Consider the following 22,481-nt stretch of genomic DNA (forward strand, 5'->3'; position numbering starts at 1 on the left):
CCTGCAGACACCAAAACGCCGCTCAAATGAGCGGCGCCTTGGAAGCTGGCTTGGCAGCGATGATAACACCGCACCCTGCCAGATAAACCGTCTTCGCGGGGCAAGCCCGCTCCTGCCGAATCAGTCGCGGACGTAAATGATTTCCGGACCATCTTCATCGTCAACGTCTTCTTCGTCCCAGTCATCATCACCGATGTCATGGACGCTCTTCACGCCACTGCGGCGCAGAGCACGCTGATCGTCGAGGGCTTGCAACTGGGCACGCGCCTCGTCTTCGATGCGCTGATCCAGCTCAGCCAACTCGTCGGCATAGGCAGGGTCGGCTGCCAGGCGATCGGCACGATCCTCCAGGTAACGCATGATGTCGCGGCTCAGGCGCTCGGTACCATCCTTGGAGATGGCCGAGATCACGTATACCGGCCCCGTCCACTCCAGGCGGTCAACGATTTCCTTGACCCGCTCTTCACGCTCTTCCTCGAGGATCTGATCGGACTTGTTCAGCACCAGCCAGCGCTCGCGCTCGGCCAGGGACGGGCTGAACTTCATCAACTCATTGACAATCACCTCTGCCGCATCCGCCGGGCTGCTTTCATCCAGCGGCGCCATGTCCACCAGGTGCAGCAGGATGCGCGTACGCGCCAGGTGCTTGAGGAAGCGAATCCCCAGGCCGGCACCATCGGAAGCACCCTCGATCAGACCCGGAATGTCGGCGATCACGAAGCTCTTCCAGCGATCGACGCTGACCACACCCAGGTTCGGCACCAGGGTGGTGAACGGGTAATCGGCCACCTTCGGCTTGGCCGCGGACACCGAGCGGATAAAGGTACTTTTGCCCGCATTCGGCAAGCCCAGCAGACCCACGTCCGCCAACACCTTCAGCTCCAGCTTGAGATCACGCTGCTCACCCGGCTTGCCCGGAGTGGTCTGGCGCGGCGCACGGTTGGTACTGGACTTGAAACGGGTGTTGCCCAAACCGTGCCAGCCGCCCTGCACCACCATCAACCGCTGGCCAGCCTTGGTCAGGTCGCCAATGACTTCCTGAGTGCCCGCATCAATGATCGTGGTACCGACCGGAACCCGCAGCTCCAGATCCTCACCCTTCTTGCCGGTACAGTCGGTACTGCCGCCGTTGGAGCCGCGCTCGGCATCGAAGTGCCGGGTGTAGCGGTAGTCCACCAGGGTATTGAGGTTTTCGTCGGCGACCATGTAGATCGAGCCGCCATCACCACCATCACCACCGTTGGGACCACCGTTCTCGATGAACTTTTCCCGACGGAAACTCATGCAACCATTGCCGCCGTCGCCAGCCTTTACTCGAATCGATACTTCATCAACAAACTTCATGTTCAAACGCCTCTCGCCACACGGGCGAGCTGAAAAGCACTAAGACATAAGACTCTTGCAAAAATGAGCGCAGCGACCTCAATCAACGACCGAAACATCCAACGCTGGCAGCTCGTACAAACAGTTTTGCAAGAGACTCATCCCACAAACGAAAAAGCCCCGTCGCGAGACAGGGCTTTTCCAGCGATCGCGCAATTAAGCTGCGACGACGCTCACGTAACGACGACCGAAGGCGCCTTTTACTTCAAACTTGATCACGCCTTCGATTTTCGCGAACAGGGTGTGATCTTTACCCATGCCAACGCCGTAGCCAGCGTGGAATTGGGTGCCGCGCTGACGCACGATGATGTTGCCGGCCTTGATGACCTGGCCGCCATACATCTTCACGCCAAGGCGTTTGGCTTCTGAGTCGCGACCGTTACGGGTACTACCACCAGCTTTTTTGTGTGCCATGAGTTCAATTCTCCTAGTGAGGAATTAGGCTGAAATTAAGCCTGAATACCGGTGATTTTGATCTCGGTGAACCACTGGCGGTGGCCCATACGCTTCATGTGGTGCTTACGGCGACGGAACTTGATGATGCGGACTTTATCGTGACGACCTTGGGAGATCACTTCAGCCTTGACGGTTGCGCCAGCAACAACAGGTGCGCCGATGTTCACGTCGTCGCCGTTGGCGACCAACAGAACGCGGTCAAAAGTCACGGATTCGCCAGTAGCGACTTCCAGTTTTTCGATCTTCAGGTATTCACCTTCAGCGACCTTGTATTGCTTACCGCCGGTAACGATTACTGCGTACATGGTATTTCTCCGATAATCCTGCTCACCCAGCTCTTTATAAGAAGAGGTATTGGCTGGCATGGCTGCATGGGGCTGGAACGGCCCAAGTGCAATTGCGTAAGGCAGGTGCTGCCCAGGAAGTTCAGGGTGCGCGATTGTACGCAAGGCTCAATGGCCTTGCAAGTGCCGTTCAGGCCACGTCGGACAACGCTGCCAGCCCTGACGCCGGGGACCTAACCCCCTGAAACCTGGGTTTAATGGCAGCACGCGACTATACCCCAGTGTTTTACCCTGACAAATTACAGCCCGTCGGGGCTTTAGCCGTGCGGGACCGCGCCTTGACACCCGCGGACGTGGGTCCTAGCATGCCGCGCAACCCTTCTGGAGCACCTGTCGCTGATGCAACCCCAAGCTTTCTACCGCGCGGTGGCGGACGATTTTAGCGCCGTCGACGGCATCATCAAGAAACAGCTGACCTCCCGAGTTCCGCTGGTTTCCAAAATCGGCGATTACATCACCTCGGCCGGAGGCAAGCGCCTGCGTCCTTTATTGGTGCTGCTGTGCGGCAAGGCCCTGGGCCGCGAAGGCGACGACCTGCGCCTGCTGGCCGCCACCATCGAATTCCTGCACACCGCCACTCTGCTGCATGACGACGTGGTCGACATGTCCGGCATGCGCCGTGGCCGCTCAACCGCCAACGCCATGTGGGGCAACGCTCCCAGCGTACTGGTGGGCGACTTCCTGTACTCGCGCTCGTTCGAAATGATGGTCGAGCTGGGCTCGATGCCGGTCATGCGCATCCTGTCCCAGGCCACCCGGATCATCGCTGAAGGCGAAGTCCTGCAGCTCTCCAAGGTGCGTGACGCCAGCACCACCGAAGAAACCTACATGGAAGTCATCCGTGGCAAGACCGCGATGCTCTTCGAAGCCTCGACCCACAGCGCCGCCGCACTGGCCGGCGCCACCGAGGAACAGGCCGAGGCCCTGCGCACCTTTGGCGACCATCTGGGCGTGGCCTTCCAACTGGTGGACGACCTGCTGGACTACCGCGGCGATGCCGAGACCCTGGGCAAGAACGTCGGTGACGATCTGGCAGAAGGCAAGCCGACGCTGCCGCTGATCTACACCATGCGCGAAGGCACACCGGAGCAGGCAGCCCTGGTTCGCCAGGCGATCCAGAAAGGCGGCATCGAAGATCTGGAAAGCATCCGTGCCGCCGTCGAGGCCTCGGGCTCCCTGGACTACACCGCACAACTGGCCCGCGATTACGTTGCGCGCGCCATCACTTGCCTGGAAGCCCTGCCACCGAGCGAGTACCGCGATGCCCTGGTGGAACTGAGCGAATTCGCCGTCGCCCGCACCCACTAAACAGCCCGGCTCCTGCTCATCACAGGAGCCGGCTCGTTGCCCTGCCGCCCCTTCATCCCCTCTCGCCCACAAAACCCTATACAATGTGCGCTTTTTAGCCATCCTGACTTTGAGGAGCTTAAGTGAGCACTTTGCCACCCTGCCCAAAATGCAATTCCGAATACACCTACGAGGACGGCACCCAGCTGATCTGCCCTGAGTGCGCCCACGAGTGGTCCGCCAGCGGTGAAGCCGAAGCCGTATCCGATGAAGCCGTGAAGAAAGATTCGGTGGGCAACGTGCTGCAAGACGGCGACACCATTACCGTGATCAAGGACCTCAAGGTCAAGGGCACCTCGCTGGTGGTCAAGGTCGGCACCAAGGTCAAGAACATCCGCCTGTGCGATGGCGACCATGACATCGACTGCAAGATCGACGGTATCGGCCCGATGAAACTCAAGTCCGAGTTCGTCCGCAAGGTCTGAATCCCCCCCCTCTCGCGCCCGCCGCGAGAGGGCCCCCCCCTACGCCCCTCCCCGCTCGGTCAACCCGCAACCTTGCTAGCAGAAAGCCAGTCGATTTGATCGAAAACAATTTCTGCACAGAAAAAAGCAGAAACCGCCAATAGGCACTTGCTATTCATTGAATAAGAATTATTCTCATTGAACCCCATTCAAGGAGATGACGACCATGACTTATTTGATTGATGCCTGGCTGGACCGCCCACACCCTTACCTGCGAATCCTGCATCGGGAAACCGGGGAAGTCTGTGCGGTGCTGGAAGAGGAAGCCCTGAACGAGCTGCAGGACCAGGGAGATCTGGACCTGAACGGCCTGAGCTCCAGCGAACCGCTGGTACTCAAGGAATTGGTGCGCAACCTGTTTTTGTTCTGCTACGCCAGAGCCTTGCGGCCGACCGGCACCGATGGTCAAAGCCTGGGCGCAAAAATCCGTCTATGAAACCTAAGCCGATCAAGGGGCAAGCTTGCCGGCGATGAGCAGACCGCGAGTGCGCAGCCTTCATCGCCAGCAAGCTGGCTCCTACAGGGGTTACAGAACGTCCAGCAGCTCGACGTCGAACACCAGGACGCTGTGCGGCGGGATGCTGCCCACGCCTTGTGCGCCGTAAGCCAGTTCGCTCGGCACGTACAGACGCCATTTGCTACCGGCGTTCATCAGTTGCAGCGCTTCGGTCCAGCCAGCGATCACGCCGCCAACCGGGAATTCGGCAGGCTGGCCGCGCTCATAGGAGCTGTCGAACACAGTGCCGTCGATCAGGGTGCCGTGGTAGTGAGTGCGAACGCTGTCTTCACGGGATGGCTTGGCGCCTTCGCCCTGGGTCAGCACTTCGAACTGCAGGCCGGAAGCCAGGGTGGTGATGCCTTCACGCTTGGCGTTTTCCGCCAGGAATGCCAGACCGGCACCGGCAGCCGCTTCGGCCTTGGCAGCGGCTTCAGCCTGCATGATTTCGCGGATGACTTTGAAGCTGGCAGACATTTCTTCCTGACCCACACGGCTCGGCTTACCGGCGAAAGCGTCGGTCAGACCGGCCAGGATTGCATCCAGGCTCACGCCCGGTGGCGGGTTGTCACGCAGTTGGTCGCCCAGCTGACGGCCAATGCCGTAGCTGACGCGGGTTTCGTCGGTGGACAGATTTACTTCGGACATGACACTGCTCCGCTGTGCGGACGGCTCGGGAAAGGCCGTGGAAACACAGCACCTTCCGGAGCGCCCGGAACCAAAAGGGCGAGCAGACTAGCACAGAAGTCCGGCGACAATCAGCGCAACCCCGACGCTACCAGCCGGAGTGCAGGGTGATCGGCACCTTGAGGCTTTCCTCGGCGCTGGCAGACAACCCGCACATCTCGTCATGCACCGAGGTGTGGATCAGGTTGAACGGCAGCTTGGGAAACGACTGCAGCACTTCACGGGCATGCTCCACCGAACGCAGATGAAACATCTGCCCATGGGCGTCGCTCAACGGGTATGCAGCCCCGTGCATGCGCGCCTCAAGCAGGTAGATTCCGCCTTCCAGCGAAATCAGGTTCAACTCATCGACTTTTCCGGCAATGGCGTAGGCATTCATTTCCTGCAGGTTCATGAGCGCACCTCGTGCAATTGAAAGCCATGACCCCTACAGGGATATGCCCCCCCCGGAAAAAGCACAAGCCACAAACAACGCCGCCCGTCCGTTTCGCAACGGCCGGGCGGCAGGTGTCCGGTGGGCAGGGGCGGTCAGTGCTTGGTCAGCTTGTCCAGGTACCCCATGGCAAATGCCGAGATCACGAAGGTCATGTGGATCACCACGTACCACAGCAGGTACTCGGTGGGGGTGTTCTTGGCGTCCATGAACACCCGCAGCAGGTGGATCGAGGAGATCGCGACGATGGACGCCGCCACTTTCATCTTCAGCGACGAAGAATCCATCTTGCCCAGCCAGCTGAGCTTTTCCTTGTCCTCATCGATGTCCAGTTGCGACACGAAATTTTCGTAGCCGGAAATCATCACCATCACCAGCAGGCCACCCACCAACGCCATGTCGATCAGCGACAGCAGCACCAGGATCAGGTCGGACTCGGCCATGGAGAACACATTGGGAATAACGTGGAAGACTTCCTGGAAAAACTTCAATGCCAGTGCCAGCAGGCCCAGGGACAATCCGAAGTAGATCGGCGCCAGCAGCCAGCGTGAGGCATACATTGCATTTTCGATAAAACGTTCCATTGAATCTCGTACCCGGTGTAAAAACGGCGGCGAGTATATCAGCGCGCCAAAAGCCCATAAACCACAGACAATCCCCTGACCCACGGGTTTTTCCGAACGTTTTTTCTGCTAGTGTCGAAGCCATTGCCACCGCCCACCGACACTGGACAGGAAGACTGGAAAATGGATTTGCGATTGCCTTTGGCCAGCTTCGGCCTTGGTCTGGCGCTGCTGATCAGCGGCGGCTGTTCACCCAGCGACGAAAAGAAGCAGGCCAGCCTCGAAGAGAGGACCGCACAGTTTGAAAAATCCCTGGACGCCATCCAGGACCCCAAGCTCAAGGACGCCATCGCCGACCTCGGCGGCTCACTGCTGCTGCTGGAGCGTGCGCAGATCAAGCTCGACAGCAAGCCGATCGAAACCGAATACGGTGACGACAGCCTGGCCCTGCTCAAGCATTACCCCACGGCCCAGGCGCTGGTGGACACCTACGTCAATGGCCTGTTCGTGCTGCGCAAGCCCTCCAGCTCGGACTACCTGACCGACCTGCAGCCGGTGTTCCCCTTCAGCTTCAACATGCCCGCGCAGTTCCCCTTTCCCCATGGCCTGGAGTGGCAGTCCGTCACCCTGAGCAACAAGAAGGTCATCCCCTTTCAGCCCGAATGGTCGGAAACCGACCCGGGGATTCAACTCAGCCCGTCAAGTTCCAACCTGACCAACCCGGATGACCTGACCGTGACCTATCCCTTCATCGAGGGCCTGGAAGTGGACAACAAGAACCAGCCGCAGCCAGTCTCGCTGCAGGGCAAACTGGAAGTGATAGCTCCCGGCCGCACCCTGACCTTCGAACTGACCCGGGCCGACATCGGCAAGCCACGCCAGGACGGCAACATCAGCCTGACCTTGCTGGCGCTGGAAAAGAATGTCGCCGAAATCGAACTGAGCAATAACGCCGCCCTGCCTGAGGAAGCCGACGACGCCTCCCTCAACCCCTTGCTGGCGCAGGCTCGGGACAGCAGCGGACAAATCCTCTCTCGGTCGGGCTCGATCAATGAGAGCGCCCAGCAGGTCGCCTTTTACCGCCAGCAACTGGCCGAGATGCAAAAGCAGAAGAGCTGGAGCGAGGCGTTCGAGAAGCAACTGGAGGATGAGCAGAAAGCCTTCGACCAGCAGCACACCCAGCATTACGCCAAGGTGTATTTCAACGGCCAGATCGACAAGCTGGAGGTCGCCGTACTCGACTTCGCTCAGGCCAGTGTGACCCGCAAGGACCTCGACCTGCCGGTACACCGCTTCGATCGGCTCACCACCGACAAGAACATCCAGCCACTGCCGATGCCGGTGGTGGTCTATGACGATCAGGCCGCCAGCTACCTCAAGGGCGCGGAGCTTGATGAGGACTCATTGAAAAAGTCCGTGACCATCAGCCAATCGGTAGAAGATGCCAGTGCAGCACGCATTGAGTTCAGCCACCCGCGGACCTTCAACGACGAACTGCTGGGCTCGGAGTTCAATGCCGGCGACACCCCGCTGACCTTCTTCACTCAGGACGACAAGGGCCAGCGTGGCGAACCGATCGAACTGCCGGACGAGGCCTTTGAAATCGACCCCATGCGTGGCGTCATCACCTATGACCTGAACCTGTTCCCGGAAACCCCGGCCTATGCCGTCGGCTCTATCCCGCTGTTTCTCGCCAACATCGAGAAAAAAACCATCAATGCCCAGCAACTGCCCAAGGGCCTGGAGCTCAAGGGCAATGCCCTGATAGTCGACCAGAAGCTCTTTCCCGGGGATGCCTGGCGCTTCTATGCCAAGGACGACAGTGGCCAGTACCTGAAGGAGATCCTTGCCGTCAGCCACGACGCCTCGAACAACGGGCCCGCGCTGTTCGACGTGCATTACTTCTACGGCCAGCCCAGCCAACTGGAAAGCTACGAGCGCAGCGAACTCAATGCCGTCGAATACGGCTTCGAGGTCAAACTCGACAAAGCCGAGCCGACACCACCCTAGCCATCAGTGTTCGGGATGGAACTGGAAATCCCCGGCGTGACGCCCCCGCTCACCGTTGATCTGCCGCAGTTGGGCCTGCAGATGCAGGCACCATATCTGCGGATCGTCGGCCAGTTGGTAACCGTGGGTAGTCAGGCTTTCAACGATCGAATCGAGGATCGATTCGGCCACCACAGGTCCGCAGAACGGCCCCTGGGACTTGATCGCCGAGGGTTGTTCACCGGCCATTCCGGCGGCGAAGAGAAGGGTCCACATACCGTTGTCCCCCGCCAAAGGGCGAACAATGCATTCGATACGGGTAACCAGGCCAAGGCATTGGCGAGTAAGGCAAAGGTTGCGCGACATGGCGGCGACCCTCGGTAGATCCACTATTCAGCCTTCAACGCAAGGCTGTTTCGATCCAGCGACGACTGTCGTTCTCCTTGCCCTGAGAATAGAAGAAAAGCCTGATAAACAAAGTTGACCGATCCAACAGGCGCCGAATGGTCTATTTTGAAAAATTGGCGTCAGCGGCCTGGCGCCAATGGCGAGGGAACACCCCCCTCGCCATCGAACAGCATCACGCCGGCTTGGTATCGGCCAACGCCTCCTGGGCCTGTTCCTTCTCGGCCTCCTTCAGGTCGTCTTCGCTGATCATCTCGGCAATCACCCGCAGCCGCTCCACCACACGCGCATTGACGCTGCCCTCGGGGAACTGCCCTTCGGCATCCGGCTCACCAGCCGGCTCGCCCACCAGGAGGCTCAGGGCCTCATCGGCCTGGCGCACCGCATACACATGGAACTGCCCGGCTCGCACCGCCTGCAAGACCTTCTCGTCGAGCATCAGTGTGGCGACGTTGGCCTGGGGAATGATCGCCCCCTGCTCCCCAGTCAGGCCACGGGCCTCGCACAGACGGAAGAAGCCCTCGATCTTCTCGTTAACCCCGCCGACCGCCTGCACCTCACCAAACTGGTTGATCGAGCCGGTAATGGCGAAGCACTGCTTGAGCGGGGTTTTGGAGAGCGCCGAAATCAGCGTGCAGGCCTCGCCCAGCGAAGCACTGTCACCGTCCACATAGCCATAGGACTGCTCCAGGGCGATGCTCGCGGAAATCGCCAGGGGGAACTCCTGGGCGTAACGGCTGCCCAGGTAACCCGTGAGGATCATCACCCCCTTGGAGTGAATCGGCTGGCCGAGATTGACCTCGCGCTCGATGTCGACGATACCGCTGCCGCCGGGGTAGACCGTGGCCGAGATCCGCGCCGGTACGCCAAAGGCCGAGTCCCCGACCTCCAGCACCGTCAGGCCGTTGCACTTGCCTACCGCTGCACCATCGGTGTCGATGAGGATGATGCCCGCCAGCATGTCGTCGAGAATCCGCGCCGACACCCGCCCGGTACGCGTGGCCTTGGCCTTCAGCGCGCGCTCGATATGCCCGGCGTCGGTCATTTCATCCGAAGCCAGGTGCCGGATGAAATCGGCTTCGCTGACCAGTTGGAACAGATCACCGATACGCGCCGACAAGCGCCCCTGATGCTCCGCCAGGCGCGCACTGTAGGTGGCCAGCCGCGCCACGGCGTCGGCGGTCAGTGGCGCCATGCCCTCTTCCGAGGTGCGGGTTTTCAGCAACTGGGCGAACTGCTCCAGGCTTTCGTCCACCATCGGAATGTCTTCGTCGAAATCCACCAGTACCCGGAACATCTCCTGGAAGTCCGGATCCAGGTCCTGCAGCGTGTAATACAACTGGCGGGCGCCAATGATGATGACCTTGACCTGCAGCGGAATCACCTGCGGCGTCAGGGTCACAGTGGCCAGGCGGCCCATCTCGCCCAGTGGCGACTCCATCTTCAGCTTGCGCGATTGCAGGGCGCGCTTGAGCGCGTCCCAGACAAAGGGTTCGCTGAGCATCTTCTCGGCTTCCAGAATCAGGAAACCGCCATTGGCCCGGTGCAAGGCGCCAGGGCGCAACTGCCGGTAGGTGGTGTAGAGCGCCCCCTGGTCGGTGCTGTACTCGATGCGCCCGAACAGGTTGTCGTAGGTCGGATGGGGCTCGAATACCACCGGGGCGCCACCGCTGGCCGGGTGACCGACCACCAGGCTCGGGCAGTACTGTTCTTCCAGCAGCTTGCGCGCCACGGCGTCGGTCTTGCTGTCGTCCACCAGTTGTTCGACCACGGTCTTCAACAGATAGACCTGCATGGCCTGCAGGTAACCGCAGACCGCGGCGTTTTCCGCGTACTTCTCGGACAGCGGCGCGAGCAAGGGCTGCAGGGCCAGGGTGATGGTTTCTTCATTGAGCTGGCGCAACTGGTTGCTCGACTCGCGCTTCCATTGCGGCAGGCTCGCCAGTTCTTCGTTGAGGCGCTCCTCCAGGGCGGAAATGTCCTCGTGGAAGCGTTCGCGATCGGCCTCGGGCAACTGGGCGAACTCAGCCTCGTCCAGGGCCTTGCCTTCGAACATCGGGGTAAAGGCGATGTTGCTGCTGTCGCGGTACAGCGCCACGTCCTTTTCCAGGGCCAGGCGCTCGATCACATCCAGGGCGCGGTCATAGCGCTGGTTGAAGGCGCGATCGATGGCGCTCTTCTTCTGCTGGTACGAAGGGTGCTCGAAGACCGCCGGAAAGGTGGCCAGCAGGTTATCGATCAGGCCGTTGATGTCGCTGATGAAACTGCCCGCGGCCCCCGCTGGCAGCTCCAGTGCCCGGGGTTCCCGGGGCTCGTCGAAGTTGTTGACATAGACCCAGTCCGACGGGGTCTGCAGGCGCTTGCCTTCGGCCTTCAGATAGCGTTTGACGAAAGAGAAGCGGCCGGTGCCCGGCTCGCCCATGACAAAGACGTTGTAGCCGGGGCGCGGCATGGCCACGCCAAACTGCAAGGCTTCGACCGCACGTTCCTGGCCTAGCACACCGCGGAAGGGCTCCAGATCATTGGTTGTGGAGAAGCTGAACTGTTCAGCAGAGAAAGGACGGGTCAGCGCTTCAGGCGCAAGACGCAGGCTGGCAGCAACAGGATCAGGCATCGGGCTTCCTTACATCAGGCGGGGCAGATGGCGGCATTCTGGCGCCGGGTATGCCCGGCTGGCAAGGCGCGCCTCAGGGGAAAGCATAGACAAGCCGCAGGCCACGACCCGCACCAAGTAAAACCAGCTGTTTCAGGTATTGTTTTGTAAATAGTTACGGAACCTGAGGAACCTGCCTAAACTCCAAACTGCGCGGCTGGATAGATAACCGGCCCACTGGCGCCCACATGGGCCAGTCTCCCTGTCCATTGGTATGCACACAAAGAGAACAACGCTATGAAACGGATTCTTCTCGGTACTCTTTTCACCGCTGTATCCCTCAACGCCATGGCCCAGGCGCCAGGCGGCCCGGATTGCGGCTGGGGCAACATGCTGTTCGAAGGCCAACGCGGCACTCCGGCGCACTTCCTCGCATCCACCACCAACGGCACCTCAGGCAACGCCACTTTCGGCATGACCTCCGGTACCAACGGCTGCTCGACCAATGCCTCGCTGACCTATGGCGGCAAGTCCTGGTTCGCCATGAACGGCATGATGAACGAGCTCTCCGAAGACATGGCCAAGGGTCAAGGCGAAGCCCTGACCACCTACGCCGTGGTACTCGGTGTAGCCCCTGAGGATCGCGCGCACTTTGCCGCGGTTACCCACGAGCACTTCCAACAGATCTTCAGCAAGGCTGACGTGACCGCGGAAGATGTGCACACCAATACCCTGGCCGTGTTGAAAAACGACGCGCGCCTGGCCAAGTACGCAACCCCAGCTTAAGCTCGCCCCACCCGCTCCTCGCGAGGAGCGGGTTTTATTTTCCGGACCTTGCCCACCTTGGGTCTTTGTATTTCCGACTTAAGTTGCCCAACATGCTCAAACGCCTTGCCTACCTGGCGCTCTGTGTCTGCGCCCCGCTGTATGCCGCGCCTCACATCGACCCTCAACGTTTGCAGCAACTGGCCAATGACCCCTTCTGGATATCCATAGGTCACTACGAAACTGCCAAGCTCGGCGGCTGGCGCAGTTATGTCAGCGACCCGAAATTCTTCCTCGCTGCCGACGGTGCCCATCATCCCGACGCTGAGCTGGCCGCGACCCTGAACGCCCTCTACGCCCCCGCCGATGCGGGTGACCAGCATGCCCAGTGCGTCTATCCGTCCCGCACCCGCTGGCTCAAGGCGCAACTGGGCCTGAATGACTTGCCTCCGGTGGAGTGCGCCGAGTTCAAGCAATGGTTCAAGGATGTCTCGCCCCACAGCACGGTGATGATCTTTCCCGCGGCCTACCTGAACAGCCCCTCGTCGATGTTCGGCCACACCCTGCTGCGCATCGATCAGGCGGACGTACAGAGCAACAACACCGCGCTGCTCAGCTACGCAATCAACTTCGGGGCCTATATCGAGGGCTCGGACAACAGCATTCTCTACGCCTGGAAAGGCCTGATGGGCGGCTATCCGGGGCTGTTCGCTCTGGTGCCCTACCAGGAGAAGCTCTCGGAATACCGCAGCCTGGAAAACCGCGACCTGTGGGAGTACCGCCTGAACCTGACCCAGGCCGAAACCGAACGCATGGTGGAGCATGTCTGGGAACTCAAGCAGATCAAGTTCGACTACTTCTTCTTCGATGAAAACTGCTCCTACCGGCTCCTGGAACTGCTGCAAGTGGCGCGCCCTAGCCTGCGCCTGACCGAACAGTTCCCGCTGACGGCGATCCCTACCGATACGGTCAAGGCAGTCAAGGACGCCGGGCTGGTGGAACGCATCGACTATCGCCCGTCCCGGGAGCGGGAGCTGCTGAGCCGCGCCCAGCCCCTGGACCCGGAGGAACAGCAATGGGTGCTCAAGGTCAGCGCTGACCAGAAGCAATTGCAGGCCCCTGAGCTGAAGGCTCTGCCCCGGGATCGCCAGGCCTTGATCGTGGATGCCGCCTACCGTCTTGAACGCTACCGGGCCAACGGCCTGGAGCGAGATGCGCAGCGCTCGCAACGCAGTTTCGAACTGCTGCGGGCAATCAACCAGAACCCGGCACCGGAGCTGCAGATCCAGCGCCCCGGCCTGCCGGAAGACGGCCACCAGTCGCGCACCTGGCAGCTGGGAGTCGGCACCCGGGACGACAAGGCCTTCGCCGAGTACGGCCTGCGCATGGCCTATCACGACCTCAACGACAACGCCGAAGGCTTCCCCCTGGGGGCGCAGATCGAGATCCTGCAGATGAAGCTGCGCCAGTACGAAGGCAACCACTGGCAGTTGCAACAGTTGGACCTGGCGACCATCCGTTCCCTGACCCCACGCAACGACCTGCTGCAACCCTGGTCCTGGCAGGTCACCGGCGGCCTGGAGCGAGTACCGGGCAAACACGACGACGAGACCCTGGTCAGCCACGTCAACGGCGGGGCCGGCGGCACCTGGCAGTTGGGCGAGGACACCCTGGGCTTTGTCCTGGGCACGGTGCGAGTCGAGCACAACGCCGACTTTGCTGGTTTCATCGCCCCGGCAGCGGGCTTCAACTCCGGGCTGCTGTGGAAAAACCCGCTGGGCAACTTCAGCCTTGAGGCCAAGGGCGACTACTTCACCAATGGCGAGGTACGCCGCAGCCTGAGCCTCAACCAGCAGTGGGAGCTGTCGCGCAACCTGGGCCTGCGCCTGAGCGCACAGCGGGAGTTCAGCCAACTGGCGACTCCGGTCAACGAGGTCATGCTCGAACTCAAGTGGTATCACTACTAAAGGCAGCCAGAGGCCGCTCTCAAGGGCCCTGGAAGGTGCTGCGAACCTTGTCGCAGCCTGCACCAGCGGCCACGGATAAATGGGTTGATCACCCGGCTTTCACGGCTTGCTGACAAACGCCCTTCTAGACTTCACGCAGAGGAAGCCTGGGAGACGAAAATGTGGCGGTACGGGTGGGCAGCGCTGTTGCTGGCGCTAGTCGGTGGCTGTGAATCAACCCATGAGCATCTGCTGGCGCAGGGCTATCCGCCGGCCTTTGCCGATGGCTTCGATGCCGGCTGCGTCAGCGGCCGCCAGGCGGCGGGTTCCATGAGCGGAGAGTTTCGCAAGGACGTACCGCGCTACCTCAAGGACGCGCAATACGCCGAAGGCTGGAACGATGGTTTCCGCCAATGCCAGGCCATGCTGGAGAACCAGGACCGCAACGAGTATCGAGAGCGGCACTGGGACGAGCGCGAGCGAGCCTGGCAGCAGGAAAAGGACCGCGATGCGGCCCGGGCCTATCGCTCGCCGTAGGTCGCTTTCAGGTAACCGCCCAGGTGAAAAGCCTGCAACCATGGTCCACCCGCCTCCCTTCAAGGAGAAAACCGTGAGCCGCGCTTTCGTCAATGAAGATCAAGCCGCCCAGGCCGAGCAGCCGGTGGAGCGCCAGATCAGCGCCCAGCCCAATTACGTCACGCCCCAGGGCCTTGCCGAATTGCAGGCCAGGGTTGCCCTGCTGCACAGCCAGCACAGCGAGCAAAACGACCTGGGGGATGACGCCGACAAGCAGCGAATGGCCGAACTTGAGCGCGACCTGCGCTATTTCACCCAGCGCCTGCACAGCGCCCAAGTGGTGACGACGGCCACTTCAACCGACAAGGTGCAGATCGGCAGCCGGGTGACCTTCGCCGATGAACAGGATCGCCAGCACAGCGTGCAACTGGTGGGGGAGGATCAAGCGGATGCGGCCAGGGGCCTGATCAACTGGGCCTCGCCCCTGGGTCGTGCCCTACTGGGAGCACAACCGGGGGACGAAGTCCTGTGGCAAAGGCCGGCGGGCAATCAGTTGATCGAGATCATCCGCATCGAACCGGCCTGAGACGGTTCAGACCACACCCTGGGCCAGCATGGCATCGGCGACCTTGACGAAGCCGGCGATGTTCGCGCCCTTCACGTAGTTGATCCGGCCATTCTCTTCGCCATAGTGCACGCAAGCGTGGTGGATCGACTGCATGATGTTGTGCAGCTTGCTGTCCACTTCACCCGCGGTCCACAGCAAACGCATGGCGTTCTGCGACATTTCCAGGCCACTCACCGCCACGCCACCGGCGTTGGACGCCTTGCCCGGGGCGAAGAGGATGCCCGCGTCGATAAAGATATCCACAGCCTCCAGAGTGGTCGGCATGTTGGCACCTTCGGCGACACAGGTGCAGCCGTTGCGCAGCAGGGTACGGGCCGCCTCGGCGTCCAGTTCATTCTGCGTGGCGCAGGGCAAGGCGATATCGCACGGCAGGTCCCACGGAGTCTTGCCGGCACGGAACTCCAGGCCGAACTGGCTCGCCAGCTCGCTGATACGCCCACGCTGCACGTTCTTGAGTTCCAGTACCGCCAGCCACTGCTCTTCGCTCAGGCCCGACTCGCAATACAGGGTGCCTTCGGAATCGGACAGGGAGATCACCTTGCCACCCAGGTCCATGACCTTGCGTGCCGCATACTGGGCCACGTTGCCGGAGCCGGAGATGGCCACGCGCTTGCCTTCGACCCGATCACCACGGCGCTTGAGCATTTCCTCGGCGAAGTACACGCAGCCAAAGCCCGTGGCCTCGGGGCGGATCAGGCTGCCACCGTAGCTGATGCCCTTGCCGGTCAGCACCGACGTGAACTGGTTGCTCAGGCGCTTGTACTGGCCAAAGAGGAAACCGATTTCCCGGGCACCCACGCCGATGTCACCGGCCGGGACGTCAACGTCGGCACCGATATGCCGGTACAGCTCGCTCATGAAGGCCTGGCAGAAGCGCATCACCTCGGCGTCGCTCTTGCCCTTGGGGTTGAAGTCCGAACCGCCCTTGCCGCCGCCCATGGGCAGGGAGGTCAGGGAGTTCTTGAAGGTCTGCTCGAAGGCGAGGAATTTCAGCACGCCCATGTTGACCGAGGGATGGAAGCGCAGGCCGCCCTTGTACGGGCCGATGGCGCTGTTCATCTGGATGCGGAAGCCGCGGTTGACCCGGACCTTGCCCTGATCGTCGACCCACGACACGCGAAACACCACCGCGCGTTCCGGCTCACAGATCCGCTCGAGAATACCGGAGCTCAGGTAGTGCGGATTGGCTTCGAGAAACGGCCAGAGGCTGCGCAGGACCTCTTCCACCGCCTGATGGAATTCAGGCTGGTCCGGGTCGCGTTTTTTCAGGCGGGCGAGGAAGTCTTCGACGGATTCGATCATGGGAAGTCTCGGCAAATTTATTGTCGTTAAGAAGAGATTTGCCCGGGACTTTATCAATTCAATCCGCACCGCGACAGCGCAAAATGTCGCAGATATGAATTTAAATGGTGCAATAAATATAAATAGCCCGGTTCTTCAGCTGTTTTACGCACCGAATTGGTGACAAAAATTGACTGCTTTGCACTCACTTTGAACGTTGAGCCACGCCCCAAAATTAACCGCCCAGGTTTCTGCCAGGCATAAAAAAACGGAGCCCGAAGGCCCCGTTTTTTCAAGCAGTTAACCGATCAGGCCAGCTTCTTGTGCCGTACCCGGTGCGGTTGCGCTGCGGCTTCGCCTAGGCGTTTCTTGCGATCGGCTTCGTACTCGGTGTAGTTGCCTTCGAAGAACACCGCTTGGGAGTCGTCTTCGTACGCCAGGATGTGAGTGGCCACCCGGTCCAGGAACCACCGATCGTGGGAGATCACAATGGCGGCGCCCGGGAAGTCCAGCAGGGCTTCTTCCAGGGAGCGCAGGGTTTCAACGTCGAGGTCGTTGGAAGGTTCGTCGAGCAGCAGGACGTTGCCACCCTCCTTCAGGGTCAGGGCCAGGTGCAGGCGGCCGCGCTCACCACCGGACAGGTCCTTGACGAACTTCTGCTGGTCGCCGCCCTTGAAGTTGAAACGGCCGACGTAGGTACGCGACGGGATCTCGTAGTTGCCGATGCGGATCTGGTCGGAACCGTCGGAGATCTGCTGGAACACGGTCTTGCTGCCGTCCAGGTCCTCACGGCTCTGGTCCACGCAGGCAAGCTGCACGGTTTCACCGATCTCGATGCTGCCCGAATCCGGGGTTTCCTTGCCCATGAGCATGCGGAACAGGGTCGATTTACCGGCACCGTTACCGCCGATCACGCCGACAATGGCGCCCTTGGGCATGGAGAACGACAGGTTGTCGATCAGCACGCGATCGCCGTAGCCCTTGGTGACGTTCTTGAATTCGATGACCTTGTCACCCAGGCGCGGGCCGGCCGGGATGTAGATCTCGTTGGTTTCGCTGCGCTTCTGGAATTCCTGGGACTGCATTTCCTCGAAGCGTTGCAGACGAGCCTTGGATTTCGACTGGCGGGCCTTGGCGCCTTTGCGCACCCACTCCAGCTCTTCCTTCATGGCCTTTTCATGGGCCGACTGCTGCTTGGATTCCTGGGCCAGACGGTCGGACTTGGCTTCCAGCCAACCGGAGTAGTTGCCCTCGTAAGGAATGCCGGCGCCGCGGTCGAGTTCCAGAATCCAGCCGGCAACGTTGTCCAGGAAGTAACGGTCGTGCGTGATCGCAACCACGGTGCCCGGGAAGTCGTGGAGGAAGTGCTCCAGCCAGGCGACGGAGTCGGCGTCCAGGTGGTTGGTGGGTTCGTCGAGCAGCAGCATGTCAGGGGCCGACAGCAGCAGGCGGCACAGGGCCACACGACGCTTCTCGCCACCGGACAGGTGCTCGACCTTGGCGTCCCAGGCCGGCAGGCGCAGGGCGTCGGCGGCCACTTCCAGCTGGCGCTCCAGGTTGTGGCCGTCGCTGGCCTGCAGGATGGCTTCCAGCTTGGCCTGCTCGGCGGCCAGCTTGTCGAAGTCGGCATCCGGCTCGGCATAGGCGGCGTAGACCTCGTCCAGGCGCGCCTGGGCGTCCTTGATCACGCTGACCGCTTCCTCGACCACTTCACGCACGGTCTTGGCCGGGTCCAGCTGGGGTTCCTGGGGCAGGTAACCGATGTTCAGGTCCGGCATCGGGCGGGCTTCGCCCTCGAACTCGGTGTCGACGCCGGCCATGATCTTCAGCAGCGTGGACTTGCCCGAACCGTTGAGGCCCAGCACGCCGATCTTAGCGCCAGGGAAAAAGGACAGGGAGATGTTTTTCAGGATTTCCCGCTTCGGCGGAACAACCTTGCCCAGCCGATGCATGGTGAAGACGTATTGAGCCATGGTGAACCTAGCGTCAGTGACAGATGAATAGAACGGGCCGGGCCCGGGCCAGGCCATGCGCTGCGCCGGCATTGACCATGATCAATACCGACGGGCGGAAAAAGCCTGATTGTCTGGAGCTGGAACGCTCCCGCGTAACCGGCAAAACTACCTCAATGCACGATCCAGGTCCAGCCAGGCGGGACTGGCACTTTGCCACAACTCAAGGCATGCTAGCCGCCCTTCGGGCGTCCGGCTTATAGTGCACGTCGCGCCAGCCCAGCCAAACCGCAGGATCACAGCTTGTTCAACGTCACTTCGCCAAAGCCCGCGCGCGCCGCTGCCCCCGGGCCGGCCTATCCTATGCGTGGCACACTCAAAGGCGCACTGGCGACGCTGGTGCTGTTGCTGCTGGCCCTGTTGTTCTGGCAGTTGCTCGATCAACTGCAACAGACCCGCCACGACCAGCGTCAGCATGCCATCGACTACAGCGCCGACCTGGCCGACCACCTGAGCCTGAACCTGGCGCTCAACGCCCAGATCGCCCTCAATCTGCTGCCCATCATCGAGGCGCCGCAGGACAGCCAGCAGCAACAGCAACTGCTTCAGAAACTCCAGCGCTCGCTGCCGGACGTACGCAGCTTTGCCCTGCTGGACAGCAAGGGGCAGATCCTCAGCGACAGCGCCACCGATAGCCAGGACGCCCTGTGGCTCGCCGAGCTGGTCCAGCGCAGCCATGCCCAACGCTACTACTACAGCAACCCCGCCGATGGCTCGGTGGTGCATGTCCTGCTGCACCAGTCCAGCGGCGGGAGCCGCGGCTACTGGGTCCTGCGCCTGGCTCCGAGCTTTCTGCAGACCCTGGTACGGCAAAGCGAAGAAGGCTTCAAGCCCACCTGGGTGATCGAGAACCGCCTCAGCCACCAGGTGATCAAGCGCGATGAGCGCAGCACTTCAACCCCAGGCATGCTGGATCCCGACGAAATGGCCAGCAGCGTACTGCTGGTGCCCCTGAGCAACAGCGACTGGCAACTGCGCGGCCTGTTCGACCAGCGGGCCGTGCTCGAGGCGCTGCTGCCTGCCTTCATTGGCAAGTGCCTGCTGGGCCTGGCCTTCTCCCTGCTGCCGGTGATCGCCCTGCTGAACATGCGCCGGCGCCAGCGCCAACTGCACGAAGGCCGGCGGCGCTATCAGGACATTTTCGAAGGCACCGGCGTGGCCTTGTGCGTCATGGATATCTCCGGGCTTCCAGGGTTGCTCGACAAGCACAACCTGCACAACAGCGACCAACTCAAGCGCTGGCAGGCCAGCGATCCTGGCCACCGCCTGCAACTGCTCAGTGAATTGCGCATCACCGAGGTCAACCAGGTTGCCCTGCGCCTGCTCAACGTCGAATCCAGCGAGCAGGCCTGGCAACTGCTGATCGAAGGCAGCCCGAAGAACGGCAACGCCATCGGCAGCCAGTTGCTCGAAGCCGTGATCAACCAGCAGAAACAGCTGGAACTGGAGATCAAGCTCAGCGACGCCCAGGGCAACGACCAGCATCTGTGGCTGGTCCTGCGCCTGCCCGAGGCCATCGCGGACTACAGCGCGGTGATCCTCAGCATCAGCGACATCACCAGCCGCAAGCTGATCGAACTTTCACTGCTGGAGCGCGAAGGGTTCTGGTCGGACGTGGTGCGCACCGTGCCCGATCACCTATACGTACAGGATGTGATCAGCCAGCGGATGATCTTCAGCAACCACCACCTGGGCCAGACCCTGGGCTACAACAAGACCGAGCTGCACCAGATGGGCGAGTACTTCTGGGAAATCCTCCTGCACCCGGAAGACGCCGACCTCTATCACCGCCTGCGCCAGGAGCAGCGGCACTCGGCCTATGCCCAATTGCTGCAATGCCAGTTGCGCTTCCGCCACCGCAGCGGCCAGTGGCGGCGCTTCGAGATCCGCGAGCAGGCCCTGGCCCGGGACCGCTACGACCAGGTGACGCGGATCATCGGCGTGGCCAAGGACATCACCGACCAGATCGAGGCCAGCGAGTCCCTGCGTGACAGCGAGCAGCGCTACCGCATGCTCGCCGAAAGCATCAGCGACGTGATCTTCTCCACCGACAGCAAGCTTTCGCTGAACTACGTCAGCCCCTCGGTGCACGCGGTGCTCGGCTACGACGTGGAGTGGATCTTCCAGAACGGCTGGCAGTCGACCATCGCCAACCCGCAGCAGCTGAGCGGCATCTATACCCTCATGGACCGGGTCAGCAAGGCCCTGGACAAACCCGAGCAACTGGCGCAATTGCGCAGCCAGGTGCAGACCCAGCTGTTCCTGTTCGACTGCCTGCGGGCCGATGGCCGCAAGATCCCCATCGAACTGCGCCTGGTACTGGTGTGGGACGAGCATGGCGCCTTCGAGGGCGTGCTCGGGGTCGGCCGCGACATCAGCCAGCAGCGCCGAGCGGAAAAGGACCTGCGCATGGCGGCCACGGTATTCGAGCACTCGACCTCGGCGATCCTGATCACCGACCCCGCCGGCTATATCGTCCAGGCCAACGAGGCGTTCAGCCGGGTCAGCGGCTACGCGGTGTCCCAGGTGCTCGACCAGTTGCCGAACATGCTCACCGTGGACGACCAGCAGGAAGCCCACCTGCGCTATGTACTCAAGCAACTGAACCAGCACAGCACCTGGGAAGGCGAAGTCTGGCTCAAGCGCCGCAATGGCGAGCACTACCCGGCGTGGGTCGGGATCACCGCAGTGCTCGACGATGAAGGCGACCTGGCCAGCTACGTGTGCTTCTTCAGCGACATCAGCGAACGCAAGGCCAGTGAACAGCGCATCCACCGCCTGGCCTACTACGACGCCCTGACCCACCTGCCCAACCGCACCCTGTTCCAGGACCGCCTGCACACCGCCCTGCAATCGGCAGAACGACAGAAGTCCTGGGTGGTGCTGATGTTCCTCGATCTGGACCGCTTCAAGCCGATCAACGACTCCCTGGGCCATGCCGCCGGCGATCGCATGCTCAAGGAAATGGCCACGCGCCTACTGGGCTGCGTCGATGACGACGACACCGTGGCACGCATGGGCGGCGACGAATTCACCCTGCTCCTGCAGCCGCGCTCCAGCCGTGAGATGGCCCTGAACCGGGCGATCCATGTGGCCGAGCAGATTCTCGCCAGCCTGGTCAAACCCTTCGTCCTCGAAGGCCGCGAGTTCTTTGTCACCGCCAGTATCGGCATCGCCCTGAGCCCCCAGGACGGCAACGAGCTGAGCCAGCTGATGAAGAACGCCGACACCGCGATGTACCACGCCAAGGAACGCGGCAAGAACAACTTCCAGTTCTACCAGGCGGACATGAACGCCAGCGCCCTGGAGCGCCTGGAACTGGAAAGCGACCTGCGCCACGCCCTGGAGCAGGAAGAATTCGTGCTTTATTACCAACCGCAGTTCAGCGGCGACGGCAAGCGCCTGACCGGCGCCGAGGCGCTACTGCGCTGGCGCCACCCGCGTCGCGGCCTGGTACCGCCGGGTGACTTCATTCCGGTGCTCGAAGAACTGGGGCTGGTGGTGGATGTGGGCGACTGGGTGATCAGTGAAGCCTGCCGCCAGCTCAAGTCCTGGCACCAGGCCAAGGTGCGGGTGCCGAAGGTTTCGGTGAACATCTCCGCCCGGCAGTTCTCCGACGGCCAGCTGGGCATGCGCATCGCCACCATCCTCAAGGACACCGGCCTGCCACCGGCGTGCCTGGAGCTGGAACTGACCGAGAGTATCCTGATGCGCGAAGTCAGCGAGGCGATGCAGATTCTCGATGGCCTGAAGAACCTCGGCCTGAGCATCGCGGTGGACGACTTTGGCACCGGCTACTCATCGCTGAACTACCTCAAGCAGTTCCCCATCGACGTGCTGAAGATCGACCGCACCTTCGTCGACGGCCTGCCGTCCGGCGAGCAGGATGCGCAGATCGCCCGCGCCATCATCGCCATGGCCCACAGCCTGAACCTGGCGGTGATCGCCGAAGGCGTGGAAACCCACGAACAGCTGGAGTTCCTGCGCGAACATGGCTGCGACGAGGTCCAGGGCTACCTGTTCGGCCGGCCGATGCCGGCCAACCGCTTCGAGGCGCAGTTCAGCAACGACGCCCTGTTCATGTTCGACTAACATCTCCTGCTTGCGTAATTGCCGGCCTGCCGGCGAAGGCGGTCTCAGGGGCCTCTTCGCTGGCAAGCCAGCTCCTGCACG

General features: G+C 61.6%; 19 protein-coding genes. 9 read left to right on the forward strand and 10 right to left on the reverse strand.

Translation table 11 applies throughout. The features are described 5' to 3' along the window. Window positions 1–120: 120 nt before the first annotated feature. From cgtA to rplU, 3 genes are all read right to left on the reverse strand, one after another. Complete coding sequence (cgtA, locus tag BLS75_RS28105) at window positions 121–1,344, reverse strand: Obg family GTPase CgtA (protein WP_011063554.1); 1,224 nt, start codon at window positions 1,342–1,344, stop codon at window positions 121–123. Between the two features lie 195 nt (window positions 1,345–1,539). After that, entirely contained in the window at window positions 1,540–1,797 is a 258-nt protein-coding gene (gene rpmA / locus BLS75_RS28110; RefSeq protein ID WP_003228360.1) for a 50S ribosomal protein L27, read from the reverse strand. 35 nt (window positions 1,798–1,832) lie between these two features. Beyond that, a complete protein-coding gene (gene rplU, locus BLS75_RS28115) occupies window positions 1,833–2,144 on the reverse strand; it encodes a 50S ribosomal protein L21 (RefSeq protein WP_003228361.1) in 312 nt (103 codons plus the stop codon). A 378-nt stretch (window positions 2,145–2,522) separates the two neighbouring features. On the opposite strand from rplU, the gene BLS75_RS28120 reads away from it, so the two are divergent. From BLS75_RS28120 to BLS75_RS28130, 3 genes are all read left to right on the forward strand, one after another. Next, a complete protein-coding gene (locus tag BLS75_RS28120; protein WP_011063556.1) occupies window positions 2,523–3,491 on the forward strand; it encodes a polyprenyl synthetase family protein in 969 nt (322 codons plus the stop codon). A gap of 122 nt (window positions 3,492–3,613) precedes the next feature. Next, a complete protein-coding gene (locus BLS75_RS28125; protein ID WP_011063557.1) occupies window positions 3,614–3,955 on the forward strand; it encodes a zinc ribbon domain-containing protein YjdM in 342 nt (113 codons plus the stop codon). A 205-nt stretch (window positions 3,956–4,160) separates the two neighbouring features. Continuing rightward, window positions 4,161–4,430, forward strand: a complete 270-nt coding sequence (locus tag BLS75_RS28130) for a PA4570 family protein (RefSeq protein ID WP_011063558.1) — start codon at window positions 4,161–4,163, stop codon at window positions 4,428–4,430. Window positions 4,431–4,520: 90 nt separating this feature from the next. Here the strand turns inward: BLS75_RS28130 and BLS75_RS28135 are convergent, their stop codons facing one another. From BLS75_RS28135 to BLS75_RS28145, 3 genes are all read right to left on the reverse strand, one after another. After that, a complete protein-coding gene (locus tag BLS75_RS28135) occupies window positions 4,521–5,138 on the reverse strand; it encodes a BamJ family beta-barrel-assembly machinery protein (protein ID WP_007924751.1) in 618 nt (205 codons plus the stop codon). A gap of 127 nt (window positions 5,139–5,265) precedes the next feature. Continuing rightward, complete coding sequence (locus tag BLS75_RS28140; RefSeq protein WP_011063559.1) at window positions 5,266–5,571, reverse strand: DUF6482 family protein; 306 nt, start codon at window positions 5,569–5,571, stop codon at window positions 5,266–5,268. Window positions 5,572–5,705: 134 nt separating this feature from the next. After that, the gene (locus BLS75_RS28145) at window positions 5,706–6,194 is read right to left on the reverse strand and encodes a TIGR00645 family protein (RefSeq protein ID WP_015637095.1); all 489 of its coding nucleotides are present in this window, start codon (window positions 6,192–6,194) and stop codon (window positions 5,706–5,708) included. A 162-nt stretch (window positions 6,195–6,356) separates the two neighbouring features. Here BLS75_RS28145 and BLS75_RS28150 point away from each other — a divergent pair, with 162 nt between their 5' ends. Continuing rightward, window positions 6,357–8,183 carry a hypothetical protein gene (locus BLS75_RS28150; protein WP_072452988.1) on the forward strand — a complete coding sequence of 609 codons (1,827 nt, stop codon included), beginning with the start codon at window positions 6,357–6,359 and terminating at the stop codon, window positions 8,181–8,183. A 3-nt stretch (window positions 8,184–8,186) separates the two neighbouring features. On the opposite strand, the gene BLS75_RS28155 is transcribed toward BLS75_RS28150, so the two are convergent. After that, entirely contained in the window at window positions 8,187–8,528 is a 342-nt protein-coding gene (locus BLS75_RS28155) for a PA4575 family protein (protein ID WP_015637097.1), read from the reverse strand. Window positions 8,529–8,742: 214 nt separating this feature from the next. After that, window positions 8,743–11,181 (reverse strand): Lon protease family protein, encoded by a 2,439-nt coding sequence (locus BLS75_RS28160; protein WP_015637098.1) that lies wholly within the window; start codon window positions 11,179–11,181, stop codon window positions 8,743–8,745. A gap of 276 nt (window positions 11,182–11,457) precedes the next feature. Between BLS75_RS28160 and BLS75_RS28165 the strand changes: the two genes are divergently transcribed. The 4 genes from BLS75_RS28165 (at window position 11,458) to BLS75_RS28180 (ending at window position 14,973) form a co-directional block, all read left to right on the forward strand. Then, a complete protein-coding gene (locus BLS75_RS28165) occupies window positions 11,458–11,946 on the forward strand; it encodes a DUF3015 domain-containing protein (RefSeq protein WP_011063564.1) in 489 nt (162 codons plus the stop codon). A 92-nt stretch (window positions 11,947–12,038) separates the two neighbouring features. Next, on the forward strand, window positions 12,039–13,892 hold the full coding sequence (locus tag BLS75_RS28170; protein ID WP_041119947.1) for an Lnb N-terminal periplasmic domain-containing protein: 1,854 nt from the start codon (window positions 12,039–12,041) through the stop codon (window positions 13,890–13,892). Window positions 13,893–14,051: 159 nt separating this feature from the next. Beyond that, window positions 14,052–14,408, forward strand: a complete 357-nt coding sequence (locus BLS75_RS28175) for a hypothetical protein (RefSeq protein WP_011063566.1) — start codon at window positions 14,052–14,054, stop codon at window positions 14,406–14,408. Between the two features lie 73 nt (window positions 14,409–14,481). After that, a complete protein-coding gene (locus tag BLS75_RS28180) occupies window positions 14,482–14,973 on the forward strand; it encodes a GreA/GreB family elongation factor (RefSeq protein ID WP_072452986.1) in 492 nt (163 codons plus the stop codon). A gap of 6 nt (window positions 14,974–14,979) precedes the next feature. Here BLS75_RS28180 and gdhA read toward each other — a convergent pair whose 3' ends face one another. Both gdhA and ettA read right to left on the reverse strand, forming a co-directional pair. Further along, complete coding sequence (gene gdhA, locus BLS75_RS28185; protein ID WP_041119950.1) at window positions 14,980–16,317, reverse strand: NADP-specific glutamate dehydrogenase; 1,338 nt, start codon at window positions 16,315–16,317, stop codon at window positions 14,980–14,982. A gap of 287 nt (window positions 16,318–16,604) precedes the next feature. Further along, a complete protein-coding gene (ettA, locus tag BLS75_RS28190) occupies window positions 16,605–18,269 on the reverse strand; it encodes an energy-dependent translational throttle protein EttA (RefSeq protein ID WP_011063569.1) in 1,665 nt (554 codons plus the stop codon). Window positions 18,270–18,611: 342 nt separating this feature from the next. Between ettA and BLS75_RS28195 the strand changes: the two genes are divergently transcribed. Further along, window positions 18,612–22,400 carry a bifunctional diguanylate cyclase/phosphodiesterase gene (locus tag BLS75_RS28195; protein WP_092214997.1) on the forward strand — a complete coding sequence of 1,263 codons (3,789 nt, stop codon included), beginning with the start codon at window positions 18,612–18,614 and terminating at the stop codon, window positions 22,398–22,400. Window positions 22,401–22,481 lie beyond the last annotated feature (81 nt).

The organism is Pseudomonas sp. NFPP12 (assembly GCF_900103205.1).
Taxonomy (GTDB): Bacteria; Pseudomonadota; Gammaproteobacteria; order Pseudomonadales; family Pseudomonadaceae; genus Aquipseudomonas; species Aquipseudomonas protegens.

Excerpts from the sequence above, each read along its gene's own strand:
- BLS75_RS28160 (WP_015637098.1), bottom strand. The coding sequence starts at position 11,181 with ATGCCTGATCCTGTTGCTGCCAGCCTGCGTCTTGCGCCTGAAGCGCTG.
- BLS75_RS28150 (WP_072452988.1), top strand. The coding sequence starts at position 6,357 with ATGGATTTGCGATTGCCTTTGGCCAGCTTCGGCCTTGGTCTGGCGCTG.
- BLS75_RS28165 (WP_011063564.1), top strand. The coding sequence starts at position 11,458 with ATGAAACGGATTCTTCTCGGTACTCTTTTCACCGCTGTATCCCTCAAC.
- gdhA (WP_041119950.1), bottom strand. The coding sequence starts at position 16,317 with ATGATCGAATCCGTCGAAGACTTCCTCGCCCGCCTGAAAAAACGCGAC.
- cgtA (WP_011063554.1), bottom strand. The coding sequence starts at position 1,344 with ATGAAGTTTGTTGATGAAGTATCGATTCGAGTAAAGGCTGGCGACGGC.
- BLS75_RS28140 (WP_011063559.1), bottom strand. The coding sequence starts at position 5,571 with ATGAACCTGCAGGAAATGAATGCCTACGCCATTGCCGGAAAAGTCGAT.
- BLS75_RS28175 (WP_011063566.1), top strand. The coding sequence starts at position 14,052 with ATGTGGCGGTACGGGTGGGCAGCGCTGTTGCTGGCGCTAGTCGGTGGC.
- BLS75_RS28130 (WP_011063558.1), top strand. The coding sequence starts at position 4,161 with ATGACTTATTTGATTGATGCCTGGCTGGACCGCCCACACCCTTACCTG.
- BLS75_RS28145 (WP_015637095.1), bottom strand. The coding sequence starts at position 6,194 with ATGGAACGTTTTATCGAAAATGCAATGTATGCCTCACGCTGGCTGCTG.
- BLS75_RS28120 (WP_011063556.1), top strand. The coding sequence starts at position 2,523 with ATGCAACCCCAAGCTTTCTACCGCGCGGTGGCGGACGATTTTAGCGCC.
- rpmA (WP_003228360.1), bottom strand. The coding sequence starts at position 1,797 with ATGGCACACAAAAAAGCTGGTGGTAGTACCCGTAACGGTCGCGACTCA.
- BLS75_RS28170 (WP_041119947.1), top strand. The coding sequence starts at position 12,039 with ATGCTCAAACGCCTTGCCTACCTGGCGCTCTGTGTCTGCGCCCCGCTG.
- ettA (WP_011063569.1), bottom strand. The coding sequence starts at position 18,269 with ATGGCTCAATACGTCTTCACCATGCATCGGCTGGGCAAGGTTGTTCCG.
- BLS75_RS28155 (WP_015637097.1), bottom strand. The coding sequence starts at position 8,528 with ATGTCGCGCAACCTTTGCCTTACTCGCCAATGCCTTGGCCTGGTTACC.
- BLS75_RS28135 (WP_007924751.1), bottom strand. The coding sequence starts at position 5,138 with ATGTCCGAAGTAAATCTGTCCACCGACGAAACCCGCGTCAGCTACGGC.
- BLS75_RS28195 (WP_092214997.1), top strand. The coding sequence starts at position 18,612 with ATGCGTGGCACACTCAAAGGCGCACTGGCGACGCTGGTGCTGTTGCTG.
- rplU (WP_003228361.1), bottom strand. The coding sequence starts at position 2,144 with ATGTACGCAGTAATCGTTACCGGCGGTAAGCAATACAAGGTCGCTGAA.